Raw genomic sequence first — 13,210 nt, 5'->3', positions numbered from 1 at the left:
CAACGGTTTCGTTTTAAAGGTAGGGAATCTGATGGCTAATTACTTTAACTCTCTGAATTTACGCCAACAATTAGAGCAACTTGGCCAATGTCGTTTTATGGACCGCAGCGAATTTAGTCAAGGCTGTGACTATATCAAGGGCTGGAATATCGTCATCCTGGGCTGTGGCGCCCAAGGCCTTAACCAGGGTCTCAACATGCGCGATTCGGGCCTGAATATCTCCTTCGCTTTGCGTGAGCAGGCGATTGCCGAGCAGCGTCCTTCCTACCAGAAAGCCACCGGCAACGGTTTCCGCGTGGGTACCTTCGAAGAGCTGATCCCGGAGGCGGATCTGGTGCTTAATCTGACCCCAGACAAGCAACACACGGATGCGGTTAATGCCGTGATGCCGTTGATGAAGCAGGGCGCGGTACTCTCATACTCTCACGGTTTTAACATAGTGGAAGAGGGCATGCAGGTGCGTCCCGACATCACTGTCATCATGGTGGCACCTAAGTGTCCAGGCACCGAGGTACGTGAAGAGTACAAGCGTGGTTTTGGCGTACCGACTCTGATCGCCGTGCACCCTGAGAACGATCCTAAGGGTGATGGCCTGGAAGTGGCCAAGGCCTATGCCAGCGCAACCGGCGGCGATCGCGCCGGCGTACTGCACTCCTCTTTCATTGCCGAGGTGAAGTCAGACTTAATGGGTGAGCAGACCATCTTGTGTGGCATGCTGCAAACCGGTGCCATCCTGGGCTATGAGAAGATGGTGGCCGATGGCGTCGAGCCTGGCTACGCCGCCAAGCTTATCCAGCAAGGTTGGGAGACCACGACCGAAGCGCTTAAGCATGGTGGTATCACTCACATGATGGATCGCCTATCTAACCCTGCCAAGATCAAGGCATTCGAGATGGCCGAGGAGCTCAAAGCGATTCTGCAGCCACTGTTTGAGAAGCACATGGACGACATCATCAGCGGTGAGTTTTCTAAGACCATGATGGAAGACTGGGCTAACGACGATGCCAACTTGCTGAAATGGCGCGCCGAGACCAATGAAACTGGCTTCGAGAATGCCCCAGCATGTGATGAGGCGATCGACGAGCAGACCTACTTCGATAAGGGGATCTTCCTGGTCGCCATGATCAAGGCGGGTGTGGAACTGGCCTTCGATACCATGGTTTCGGCCGGTATCGTCGAAGAGTCGGCCTACTATGAGTCGCTGCACGAGACACCGCTGATCGCCAACACCATCGCCCGTAAGCGTCTGTACGAGATGAACGTGGTGATCTCAGATACCGCCGAATATGGCTGTTACCTGTTTAACCACGCGGCCGTACCATTGCTGCGTGACTATGTGAATCAGATGTCTCCCGAGTACCTGGGCGGCGGCCTGAAAGACAGTGGCAACGGCGTCGATAACCTGCGTCTGATCGAGGTGAACGATGCTATCCGTCACACTGCGGTTGAGTACATAGGCGCCGAGCTTCGCGGTTACATGACCGAGATGAAGCGCATCGTAGAAGGAGCTTAATTATCAATACATTAATCCACGGATTTTTAGTGGTTGGGCCGAGTCCTCTCTGTTTCGATTTGTCGAATTTGGGCCGGCCCAAGAGTCAAACCCGAGAGTCACATGAGTAGGGAAATATCTGGTCTTGATTGGCTTGCTAGCGCTGCCCAAGACGCCTGTGACCAGGCTTTTTACAGATAGTCGCAGGTTTTGGTTGTGTTATTCGTTGGCTTTGTGGTATTGATTAAAAGGTCGGCTAAATTGAGTCGACCGAGATACAGAATTTAAGCAAACAAAGATTAGGAAACAGAAAGACACCATGTTTAACCAAGCTGCCCTCCTCATTATTGAGATTATTACCGTAGTGATTATTAAATCACAGCGGGGGCATCGCATGGCGCGTCGATACACCTAATCAGGTCAAGATTGCAACAAGAACCCCCGCTCCGAAAGGACCGGGGGTTTTTTGTTTTTAGCACTCATGACTTGCTTAACCCAGAAAAACACTTAATTACGCAGGATAGGGCAGATGGAACAAGGGCAGAAGATCAGAGGCGCAGACGCCGTCATCAAGGCATTGGCCGCGCACGGCGTGACCACGGTATTTGGTTATCCAGGTGGCGCCATCATGCCCATCTACGATGCCCTGGTCGGTGCGCCGGTTGAACATCTGCTCAGTCGTCATGAACAAGGCGCGGCCTTCGCCGCCGTAGGGTATGCCAGAGCCAGCGGCAAGACGGGGGTCTGCTTCGCCACCTCGGGCCCAGGTGCCACAAACCTGGTGACCGTCCTCGCCGATGCCCTGCTCGATTCTGTGCCTCTGGTGGCCATCACGGGCCAGGTGTCTACCGCAGTGATCGGCACAGATGCGTTTCAGGAGATCGACGTGCTGGGCATGTCGCTTTCCTGTACCAAGCACAGCTTCATGGTGACAGATGTCGATGAGTTAGTGCCTACCCTATATCGCGCCTTCGAAATCGCCGCCTCCGGCCGCCCCGGCCCTGTGCTGGTGGACATACCCAAAGATATCCAGATCGCCCTGCTGGACTACAAGGCGCCACTCCAGGCGATACAGCCAGAACCCGAAGTTGAATCCAGTCAACTTGATGCCGCCAGAGCGCTGATTGCCCAGGCACAGCGCCCCATGCTTTACGTGGGCGGCGGCGTGGGCATGGCGGGTGCGGTCGAGCAACTGAGAGGCTTTATCGACAAGACAGGCATGCCTTCGGTGGCGACCCTCAAGGGGCTGGGCAGCATAGCCCATGACCATCCTGGCTATCTGGGCATGCTGGGCATGCACGGCGGTAAGGCGGCCAACCTGGCGGTGCAGGAGTGCGACCTGCTCTTGGTGGTCGGTGCCCGTTTCGACGACAGAGTCACCGGGCGTCTGGCCAGTTTCGCCGAACATGCCAAGGTGGTGCACCTGGATATCGATATCGCCGAGCTGGGTAAGCTTAGACGCCCGGATGTGGCCATGGCCGGAGACCTACGTCAGATCCTTCCCGCACTGACGCAGCCGCTGGAGATAGTCCCCTGGCTTGCCGAGGTGGCCAGATTGAAAGCCCAGCATGCCTGGAGTTACGACAGACCCGGAGATCTGATCTTCGCGCCTAAGCTGCTCAACCGTCTGGCGGCTAAGTTGCCCGAGAACAGCGTGGTGGCCTGCGACGTGGGTCAGCATCAGATGTGGGTCGCCCAGCATATGTGGTTCAGACGCCCGGAAGATCACCTCTCCAGTGCAGGCCTGGGCACCATGGGATTTGGTTTGCCTGCAGCGATCGGCGCCAAGGTCGCCAGACCCGACGCCTGTGTGGTGGCCGTCTCCGGCGATGGTTCTTTCATGATGAATGTGCAGGAGCTGACTACCATCAAGCGACGTCAGATCCCGCTCAAGATCTTGCTGATCGATAACCAGAAGCTGGGGATGGTGAAGCAGTGGCAACAGCTGTTTTTCGAAGAGCGTTTCAGCGAGACAGACCTTTCCGACAACCCGGACTTTGTCACCATGGCCTCGGCCTTCGACATCCCGGGTCGCACCATCACCCAGGTGGGTGAGGTGGAGTCGGCGCTCGACGAGCTGCTCGATGCAAAGGGGCCTTTCTTACTGCACGTAAGAATCGACGAGGCTCACAACGTTTGGCCTTTGGTGCCGCCCGGCGCCAGTAACCGCGACATGATGGATGAGATGGAGAAGCAGACATGATCTATAACCTAGCCTTAACCCTAGCCCAGCAACCCGAGGTGGTAGAACGTGTCCTGCGAGTCACACGTCACCGTGGATTTAAGGTCACAGAGATGGATATGCACCTGGGTGACAATGGTACCACCCGGCTCGGCATGGTGGTGGAGAGCGATCGCGCGCTCGAGCTTCTGAGTCATCAGCTGAACAAACTGATCGATGTTACCGAGTGCGAGGTCCTTTCGGCCAAGCCCGCCGCGACAAGATACCCCCAACACGCAAGCGCCTAAGACGCGAAACAGACAGGTGAGAGAAGATGGCCGCAAAAACAGCAGAGTTGATTTGGTTTAATGGAGAGATCATGCCTTGGGGGGATGCCAAGGTACACGTGATGTCGCACGCCTTGCATTACGGCACCTCGGTGTTCGAGGGGATCCGCGTCTACGACACGCCACAGGGACCGGCGGGATTTCGCCTAACCGATCATGTGCAGCGCCTGTATGACTCGGCCAAGATCTATCGCATGCCTGTTCCCTATCGTTTTGAGCAGACCATGCAGGCCTGCCGCGACATAGTCAAAAGCAATCAACTCGACAGCGCCTATATTCGCCCCCTGGTCTTTTTTGGCGATGTGGGCATGGGGATCACCCCGCCTAAGGATGCCAAGTGCGATCTCATGGTCGCCGCCTTTCCTTGGGGCGCATACCTGGGCGAGGACAGCATGGAGCGCGGCGTCGATGTGGCCGTGACCTCCTGGAATCGTCTGGCGCCGAACACGATTCCAACCGGCGCCAAGGCGGGCGGTAATTATCTCTCCTCTTTGCAAATCTCCACCGAGGCCAAGCGTAACGGCTTCGACGAGGGGATCGCCCTAGACGTCAACGGCCTGGTGAGCGAAGGCGCTGGTGCCAATCTGTTTGTGGTGAAGAAGAACAAGCTTTACACCCCGCCAGCCACGGCCGCCATCTTGCTGGGGATCACTCGCGATACCATCATCACCCTGGCGAGAGATAAAGGTTATGAGGTGGTCGAAGAGCCTATGTCGCGGGAATTTCTCTATCTGGCGGATGAGATCTTCATGACGGGAACCGCCGCCGAAATAGTGCCGGTGCGCAGCGTCGATCGTATCGAGGTGGGTGCAGGTGGTCGCGGCCCGGTGACGGCGGCGCTGCAGGCAAGCTTCTTCGGCCTGTTTAATGGTGAGACCCAGGATAAGTGGGGCTGGTTAGAGCCGCTTTAAGGCGCAAACCACAGCATATAAGATAAGATTAAAGCCCCGGCCGCCAATTGGCCGCTGGGGCAATATTTCAGCTCAGGTGGCCAGGCCGCCAAACGCAAAATAAGGAAAGTGTCATGGCAAAACTACGTTCAGCTACCAGTACTCAAGGGCGCAACATGGCCGGAGCCCGAGCCCTCTGGCGGGCGACCGGGGTAAAAGACAGCGATTTTGGTAAGCCGATTGTCGCCATTGCCAACTCCTTTACCCAGTTTGTGCCGGGGCACGTGCATCTTAAGGATATGGGCTCGCTGGTGGCTGGTGCCATCGAAGAGGCGGGCGGTATCGCCAAAGAATTCAATACTATCGCCGTGGACGACGGCATCGCAATGGGCCATGGCGGCATGCTCTACTCCCTGCCATCGCGGGAGCTGATCGCCGACAGCGTAGAGTACATGGTGAACGCCCACTGCGCCGACGCCCTGGTGTGTATCTCCAACTGTGACAAGATCACCCCAGGCATGCTGATGGCGGCGCTCAGGCTCAACATCCCAGTGGTGTTTGTCTCGGGGGGCCCCATGGAGGCGGGTAAGACCAAGCTGTCGGATAAGCTGATCAAGCTCGACCTGGTGGACGCCATGGTGGCGGCGGCCGACGATCGCGTCTCGGATGAAGACAGCGAGAAGATAGAGCGCAGCGCCTGCCCGACCTGTGGTTCCTGCTCGGGCATGTTTACCGCCAACTCGATGAACTGTCTGACCGAGGCCCTTGGTCTGTCGTTGCCGGGTAATGGTTCGATGTTAGCGACCCACAGCGATCGCCGTGAACTCTTCTTAGAGGCGGGGCGTAGGGTGATGGCGCTGGCCAACCGCTATTATCGCGATGACGATGAGTCGGCATTGCCGCGCAATATCGCCAGCTTCAAGGCGTTCGAGAATGCCATGGCGCTGGATATCGCCATGGGCGGTTCTTCCAATACCGTGTTACACCTGCTGGCGGCGGCGCAGGAGGCCAAGGTTGACTTCACCATGGCCGATATAGACCGCCTGTCGCGTCAGGTGCCGCACCTGTGTAAGGTGGCGCCGTCGACCCCTAAGTATCATATGGAAGATGTGCATCGCGCCGGTGGCGTGATGGGCATCCTGGGTGAGCTGGACAGAGCTGGGCTGTTACACACAGATGTCAGCCATGTGGCGGGCGAGAACCTCAAGGCCGTGCTGGCTAAATATGATATCGCCCAGAGCCAGGATGAGGCGGTGCAGCAGTTTTTTGCGGCGGGCCCTGCGGGTATTCCGACCACAAAAGCCTTTAGCCAAAGTTGTCGCTGGCCGAGCCTGGATGTCGATCGTCAAGCGGGTTGTATCCGCACCCGCGAGTTTGCCTTCAGCCAGGAGGGCGGCCTGGCCGTGCTCTCCGGCAATATCGCCGTCGATGGTTGTATCGTCAAGACGGCGGGGGTCGATGAGGCCAACCACACCTTCGTCGGTCATGCCAGGGTGTATGAGAGCCAGGATGATGCCGTGGCCGGTATCTTAGGCGGCGAGGTAGTTGCCGGGGACGTGGTGGTGATTCGCTACGAAGGCCCTAAGGGCGGCCCAGGCATGCAGGAGATGCTTTACCCCACCAGTTACCTCAAATCTAAGGGGCTGGGCACTTCTTGTGCGCTTATCACCGACGGACGCTTCTCTGGTGGCACCTCGGGTTTGTCTATCGGCCATGTATCGCCCGAAGCGGCGGCCGGTGGCACCATAGCCCTGGTGGAGACAGGCGATCGCATCGAGATCGATATCCCTGCACGCTCTATCACCCTGGCGGTGAGCGACGAGGTGCTCGAGACGCGACGCCAGGCCATGCAGGCCCGTGGCAAGCAGGCCTGGAAGCCGGTCAACCGTGAGCGCGCCGTCTCCATGGCCCTCAAGGCCTATGCCATGCTCGCCACTAGTGCCGACAAGGGCGCGGTGCGCGATACCAGTAAGCTGGAGGATTAATATGTTGGCCCTTGCCTCTCAGTCACAGCTGGATCTCGCGCACTATTATCTGCAGAAGATCTTGCTGTCATCCGTCTATGATGTCGCCAAGGTGACGCCGCTCTCCAGCCTCAATAAGCTGTCGGCGCGCCTCGGGTGTCAGGTATTTCTCAAGCGTGAAGATATGCAGCCGGTGCACTCCTTCAAACTGCGCGGCGCCTATAACCGTATCGCCGAGCTGAGTCAGGAAGAGTGTCAGCGCGGTGTGGTGTGCGCGTCAGCGGGCAACCATGCCCAGGGGGTCGCTATGTCGGCCTCGGCGCGAGGGGTCAGCGCGGTGATCGTCATGCCTCAGACCACGCCGGATATCAAGGTAGACGCCGTGCGTCGTCTCGGCGGTACGGTAGTGCTGCATGGTCAGTCCTTCGACATGGCCAACGAGCATGCTCAGCAACTCGCCCGCGACGAGGGGCGCATCTATGTGGCGCCGTTCGATGACGAGGCGGTGATCGCCGGGCAAGGCACGGTCGCCCAGGAGATGCTGCAACAGCAGCGGGATCTCGAGGTGGTGTTTGTGCCCGTGGGCGGTGGCGGCCTAATTGCCGGGATCGCGGCCTACTATAAGGCGGTGATGCCTCAGGTGAAGATTATCGGGGTAGAGCCGGAAGACTCTGCCTGCCTCAAGGCGGCACTGGAGGCCGACGAGCGGGTGGTGCTGCCACAGGTGGGCCTGTTTGCCGACGGCGTGGCGGTGAAGCAGATAGGCGCCGAGCCCTTCAGGCTGGCCCGCGAGTATGTTGATCAGGTGGTGACGGTAACTTCCGATGAGATCTGCGCCGCGGTGAAGGATATCTTCGAGGATACCCGCGCCATCGCCGAGCCTGCGGGGGCGCTTTCTCTGGCTGGACTGAAGAAATATATTGGCGATGAGGGCAAGGGGCAGAAGGTGGCGGCCATATTGAGTGGTGCCAACGTCAACTTCCACAGCCTGCGGTATGTGTCCGAGCGCTGTGAATTGGGCGAGCAGAAAGAGGCGATTCTGGCGGTTAAGGTGCCGGAGCGTCCGGGGATCTTCCTGCGCTTCTGTGAGCTGCTGGAAAAGCGCGCCATGACAGAGTTTAACTACCGATTCTCCAGCCGCGAAAAGGCGGTGGTGTTTGCCGGCATTCGCCTGTCTCATGGTCAGGCGGAGTTAGATGAAATCGTCGCCAGGCTCGAAGGCGATGGCTTCGAGGTACAGGACCTGTCTCATGACGAGACCGCCAAGCTGCACGTGCGCTACATGGTCGGCGGCCTACCGCCAGAGCCGCTGCAGGAGCGACTGTTCAGCTTCGAGTTTCCCGAGCATCCGGGCGCCCTGTTTAAGTTTCTCACCACCTTGCGCAGCAAGTGGAATATCAGCCTGTTTCATTACCGTAACCACGGCGCCGCCTACGGGCGGGTGTTGGCCGGCTTCGAGGTGCCCGAGAGCGATAGCGTCGCCTTCCAGCAGTTTCTTACCGAGCTGGGCTTCGTCTATCAAGAAGAGACCCAAAGCCCGGCCTATAAGCTGTTTTTGGATAATCGCGACTAATGTTTTTTGCTTTCGCGAGCAGAGACAAACTTTAACGTTAAAGGGGCGCGATGGCGCCTTTTTTTATGTTATCTTGCAACAGATTCAAAACAATAAGATGCCAGGCATGGCACGAAAGTAACTGTTCATCCGTAGGGTGATGATGGGGCGTAAAGCCTTCGTCATCAAATCAAAACGACAGTTAGCCTTAACCCTAACTTCTCAAGCTAAGGCTTGATAGAGGATATGAGATGTTAGCAGCACCCAAAGTTACCCCTTTTAATCCCCCACGCCGAGTCTTGATGGGCCCGGGCCCGTCGGATGTCTATCCCGAGGTTTTGGCGGCGCAGGCAAGACCGACCATAGGCCACCTGGATCCCCTGTTTGTCGGCATGATGGACGAACTTAAAGCGCTGATCCAATATGCGTTCCAGACCGAAAATGCCATGACGCTGGCGGTCTCGGCGCCAGGTAGCGCCGGCATGGAAACCTGTTTCGTTAACCTGGTGGAGCCGGGCGAGAAGGTGATCGTCTGTCGTAACGGCGTATTCGGCGAGCGCATGCGCCAGAATGTTGAGCGTGTCGATGCCACTGCCGTGGTGGTGGACAACGAGTGGGGTACGCCTGTGTCACTGAGCGATGTCGAGGCGGCTCTTAAGGCTCATCCCGATGCCAAGTTCTTAGCTTTTGTGCATGCCGAGACCTCGACCGGGGCGCTGTCGGATGCCAAGGGCTTGTGCCAGCTGGCCAAGGCTCACGGCTGTTTGTCTATCGTCGATGCGGTAACCTCCCTCGGCGGCGTAGAGCTTAGGGTCGACGAGTGGGGCATAGATGCCATCTATTCCGGTAGTCAGAAGTGTCTCTCCTGTGTGCCTGGCCTGTCACCTGTCTCTTTCTCGCCGGCGGCAGTAGAGAAGCTCAAGGCGCGTAAGACGCCGGTGCAGAGCTGGTTTTTAGATCAGAGCCTGGTCATGGGTTACTGGAGTGGCGATCAGGATGCGGGCGGAAAACGCAGCTATCACCATACGGCGCCGGTCAATGCCCTGTATGCGCTGCATGAGTCGTTACGCCTGCTGGCCGAAGAGGGGCTGGAAAATGCCTGGGCGCGACATCAGTCTATGCATGGTTTGCTGCGTGATGGACTGGAAAACCTGGGGCTTAAGTTTGTGGTCGAGGAATCTTCGCGCCTGCCGCAGCTCAACGCCGTCTATATCCCCGAGGGCGTCGACGATGGCGCCGTGCGTAAGCAACTGCTTGAAAACTATAACCTTGAGATAGGTGCCGGACTGGGTGCCCTCGCCGGAAAGGCCTGGCGTATCGGCCTGATGGGCTTTGGGGCGCGGCGCGAGAATGTCGCCCTCTGCCTAAGAGCGTTAGAGGAAGTGCTGCGTTAAACCAACTGCAAATCTAAAAAAGGGGCTTAGGCCCCTTTTTTGTTGTTAGCGCCTCCCTGTTTAGAGGGAAAACCTTTGATTTAGTCTATCGTGGTGCCATAAGCGATGAGCGCCAGGGTCGCCATTATGGTCACCGAGGAGAATATGGTCCCCAGAATGGCAAAGATCTTCTTGCGTTGTTTCTGAACCAGGCCGCCAATCCCCAGTCCCAAGCCTACCAAGGCTAGGCCGATAAAGGCAAAGATCAGCATGCCGACGATGATCGCCTCGGGAGAGGTTTCATCTATGCCACCGGGCGTGGTCGCCTCCAGGACGCCAGCAATGGTGACTAGCGCGAAGATGAGCAGAGTCGAGAGAATACTCAGAATGAAGGCGGCGATACCAAGGCCCGAGTGTTTTAACGCAGATGCGGTTGGCGTGCTCGGCGCCTGCATAGCGGGCTGAATGTTTGCTTGGGTATGTAGCTGAGAGTCTGGCTGAGAGTTTGATTGAGTGATTGCTGAGGCGGTTGCTTGTGACGGCTCAGATGCCGCGCCCTTGTCGATGGATGCTGTGTCCATTAACGATTCCTTTCGTTGAAGAGTGTCATTCAAAGCATACCTAAGTCTCCCCCGGCTGTCTTCAAAAATTTTGTCGAGACTGGTGAGGTAAAAAATTGTCTAACCTCATAATAATATTGCCTTTGTCTTGTCTGATTCGGGAGCTGTTTTCCCTTGGTGGTGAGGGCATATTTTGTGCCCGAATATTGCCCTAAAATAGGCTTTTTCACCTTGTTTTGATCTGGATTAATTCGGCTGTAGATAGTGCCTTGCCAGTAGTAAAAATTGGGACTAAGGGACTAAAATTAGATCAGGGAGTCCAGAGGGCTTGCGCTTTGGGCTGTTCGTAAATCCTCTGAATCTTGCCTTAGGGAGATTCAGCCAACAAAGGAGCTTGTTATGCGATCTTTCTTCCCCTCCATCTTTCATAAAGATGATCCGCGAACCGCTCTGCATTCGCGGCTAGACAATGTATTCGATGATTTTGCTAAAGACTGGTTAACCACTTGGCCCAACGCCCGCGCCGAGATGGGTGTCATGCCTGCCATAGATGTCAAAGAATGTGCCGAATATGTCGAAATCAAGGCCGAATTGCCCGATATGGAAGAGAAGGATATCGATGTCGACATCCGCGGTAATTACCTCACCATCAGCGGTGAGAAGCGTCATGAGCAGGAGAAAGATGAAAAGGGCTATCACCTTAGAGAGCGTTCATTTGGCTCATTCCAACGGCAGATCCCATTAGGCTTCAATATCGACGCCGACCAGATCACCGCCCAATACAAGAAGGGTGTGCTCGCCATTCATGTGCCAAAACCTGCCGAGTTGCAGCAAGATGCTAAGAAGGTGAAAGTCGATTTCCACGAATAACAGCTTTGATTAACCACTAGCAAATCAATCGATAGAGTAAAGGCGCCTAATTGGGCGCCTTTTTATATCATTGCGCTAATGCGAGCTTGGGCAGGTCGACTAACTCACGCCACCAGGCGACGCTTTCGGGCGCGTTGTGAATATCCAGTATCTGTCCCACGACTGGCGTGACGAGCGGCGTATTGGCATCGGCGGCCAGGGCGGCGATGCGCTCCAGCGATTCGTACCAGCTGTGAAAGGCCAGGTCGAAGGTACCGTTGTGGATCGGCATCATCTGACGTCCGCCCAGATCCAGGTGGGCCTGCAGGCTCTGCTCAGGTGTCATATGGATGCTGGGCCAGTCTTTGTCATAGGCACCCGTCTCTATCATGGTGAGGTCGAAGGGGCCGAACCGCTCGCCTATGGCCTTGAAGCCGTCGAAGTAGCCGGAGTCGCCGCTGAAGAACAGCTTGCTCTTGTCAGATTGAATGACATAGCTGGCCCAGAGGGTCTGATTCTTGTCCCAAAGTCCCCGGCCGGAAAAGTGCTGTGTCGGCGTTGCCGTGATGTTGAGCTCGCCAAGCGTCACGCTCTGCCACCAGTCCAGTGACTGCACCTTGTCTCTGGTCACGCCCCAACGAAAGAGGTGTTGCTCGACGCCCAGGGGCACGATGAAACGCCTTACCTTGTGGTGGAATCGCTTGATGCTCTCTTCGTCCAGGTGATCGTAATGGTCGTGGCTGATCAACACGCCGTCGATCTCGGGAAGTTGCTCGAGGGCGATCGGCGGTTGATGAAAGCGTTTAGGGCCGATAAAGCTGAAGGGGGAGGCTCGGTTGCTAAAAACGGGATCGATCAGCCAGGTTTGACACGATATCTTGAGTAAGATGCTCGAGTGGCCCAGGCGGATCACGCTGTCCTGAGAGTCAGGCAGCGCGGCGATGCCATCGCGGGTCAGGGGCATCAAGGGGATTGCCTTCGAAGGACTGGCATCGACTCGCGTCTCGGTCAGGTAACGCATCAGGATGGCGCCCATGCCGCTGTTCTCGGTGAGATTGACGGCGGTATTTTGAAAGCCGCCATCTGATCTGTGGTGTGCGGCAGGCTCTCTGCTGGCAAGTTGATCACCTGAGGCCAGGGCTTGCGGCGCCGAAGAGGAGTTGATTAGGTTAGATGTCAGCATGCCGCCTCCGAGTATGATGCCAAGTGAGATGAGATATTTGCGTTTCATTGCAATCGCCAAATGTAAACTAGTCGGTGTAGTTTACATAATCTTAGTTTAAAAAGTAAACTAATAAGTGTAAAATAATTGCAATTCGCCAAGGTAAACCTAATAAGTTATTTAAAATGATAGAGAAAAAATTAACTCGCTCGGAACTGAAACGCGCGGCCATCGTCGAGGCAGCCAGTGTGGAGTTTCAAAATAAGGGATTTAGCCTAGCGAGTATGGATGACATTGCCAAACGTGCCGATGTGTCCAAGCGCACCGTGTACAACCATTTCCCCAGCAAAGAGGCGTTGTTTAGTGCCATCATGCTCGAGATGATGGAGATGCTGTGTGCCTTCGAATCTTTACCCTTCAGCGCCGAGGAGAGCCTGGCTTCACAGTTGACCCAATTGGTGCAGCACGAGATTAAGCTGTTAAGTGCTAAGGGGTTTATCGATACGGCTAGGGTGATCATTGCCGAGGCGATTCACAAGCCGGAGCTGATTCAAGACGCCATGTCGGAGTTTAGTAAGCAGGAGTCGCCACTGGCGAACTGGTTCAATCAGGCGATCGCCGCCGGTGCGTTGAAGGCGAAGGATAGCGAGATCTTGGTGGTTCAGTTTACCGCTGTGATCAAGGCCTACTGCTTCTGGCCTCAGTTGATCCAGGGTGAGCCTCTGCCTAGCCAGGCCAAGCTCGATGAGATCACCCAAACTGTGGTCGAGATGATCATCAAGCAATATACCTAGGGCTGGCTCCCCGGCCATTGGTGGTTGCCCAAATAAAAAGCCTAGTCATATCCCAATGACTAGGCT

Annotated in this window: 11 protein-coding genes; 9 read left to right on the top strand and 2 right to left on the bottom strand. The window is 56.3% G+C overall.

Annotation, left to right across the window (positions count from 1 at the left end):
* Positions 1 to 31: 31 nt before the first annotated feature.
* The 7 genes from ilvC (at position 32) to L2731_RS16750 (ending at position 9,800) form a co-directional block, all read left to right on the top strand.
* On the top strand, positions 32 to 1,513 hold the full coding sequence (gene ilvC / locus L2731_RS16780; RefSeq protein WP_249254577.1) for a ketol-acid reductoisomerase: 1,482 nt from the start codon (positions 32 to 34) through the stop codon (positions 1,511 to 1,513).
* A gap of 508 nt (positions 1,514 to 2,021) precedes the next feature.
* Positions 2,022 to 3,695 carry an acetolactate synthase 2 catalytic subunit gene (ilvG, locus tag L2731_RS16775; RefSeq protein WP_249254576.1) on the top strand — a complete coding sequence of 558 codons (1,674 nt, stop codon included), beginning with the start codon at positions 2,022 to 2,024 and terminating at the stop codon, positions 3,693 to 3,695.
* Positions 3,692 to 3,961, top strand: coding sequence for an acetolactate synthase 2 small subunit (ilvM, locus tag L2731_RS16770; protein ID WP_249254574.1), 270 nt, complete (start codon positions 3,692 to 3,694; stop codon positions 3,959 to 3,961). The genes ilvG and ilvM overlap by 4 nt, the downstream gene beginning before the upstream one ends.
* Positions 3,962 to 3,987: 26 nt before the next feature.
* Complete coding sequence (locus tag L2731_RS16765; RefSeq protein WP_249254573.1) at positions 3,988 to 4,911, top strand: branched-chain amino acid transaminase; 924 nt, start codon at positions 3,988 to 3,990, stop codon at positions 4,909 to 4,911.
* A gap of 113 nt (positions 4,912 to 5,024) precedes the next feature.
* Entirely contained in the window at positions 5,025 to 6,875 is a 1,851-nt protein-coding gene (ilvD, locus tag L2731_RS16760; protein WP_249254572.1) for a dihydroxy-acid dehydratase, read from the top strand.
* Position 6,876: 1 nt separating this feature from the next.
* Positions 6,877 to 8,427 carry a threonine ammonia-lyase, biosynthetic gene (gene ilvA, locus L2731_RS16755; protein WP_249254571.1) on the top strand — a complete coding sequence of 517 codons (1,551 nt, stop codon included), beginning with the start codon at positions 6,877 to 6,879 and terminating at the stop codon, positions 8,425 to 8,427.
* 230 nt (positions 8,428 to 8,657) lie between these two features.
* Positions 8,658 to 9,800, top strand: coding sequence for a pyridoxal-phosphate-dependent aminotransferase family protein (locus tag L2731_RS16750; protein ID WP_249254570.1), 1,143 nt, complete (start codon positions 8,658 to 8,660; stop codon positions 9,798 to 9,800).
* 80 nt (positions 9,801 to 9,880) lie between these two features.
* Here the strand turns inward: L2731_RS16750 and L2731_RS16745 are convergent, their stop codons facing one another.
* Entirely contained in the window at positions 9,881 to 10,360 is a 480-nt protein-coding gene (locus L2731_RS16745; RefSeq protein ID WP_249254569.1) for a hypothetical protein, read from the bottom strand.
* A 378-nt stretch (positions 10,361 to 10,738) separates the two neighbouring features.
* Between L2731_RS16745 and L2731_RS16740 the strand changes: the two genes are divergently transcribed.
* On the top strand, positions 10,739 to 11,209 hold the full coding sequence (locus L2731_RS16740) for an Hsp20/alpha crystallin family protein (protein WP_239853018.1): 471 nt from the start codon (positions 10,739 to 10,741) through the stop codon (positions 11,207 to 11,209).
* A 67-nt stretch (positions 11,210 to 11,276) separates the two neighbouring features.
* On the opposite strand, the gene L2731_RS16735 is transcribed toward L2731_RS16740, so the two are convergent.
* The gene (locus L2731_RS16735) at positions 11,277 to 12,419 is read right to left on the bottom strand and encodes an MBL fold metallo-hydrolase (RefSeq protein WP_249254568.1); all 1,143 of its coding nucleotides are present in this window, start codon (positions 12,417 to 12,419) and stop codon (positions 11,277 to 11,279) included.
* 116 nt (positions 12,420 to 12,535) lie between these two features.
* On the opposite strand from L2731_RS16735, the gene L2731_RS16730 reads away from it, so the two are divergent.
* Complete coding sequence (locus tag L2731_RS16730) at positions 12,536 to 13,144, top strand: TetR/AcrR family transcriptional regulator (protein WP_011864105.1); 609 nt, start codon at positions 12,536 to 12,538, stop codon at positions 13,142 to 13,144.
* Positions 13,145 to 13,210 lie beyond the last annotated feature (66 nt).

This window comes from Shewanella aquimarina (assembly GCF_023349185.1).
In the GTDB taxonomy this organism is placed as follows: domain Bacteria; phylum Pseudomonadota; class Gammaproteobacteria; order Enterobacterales; family Shewanellaceae; genus Shewanella; species Shewanella aquimarina.
Note: the sequence above shows the minus strand (reverse complement) of the source record. Positions and strands in the feature narration are given on the sequence as shown.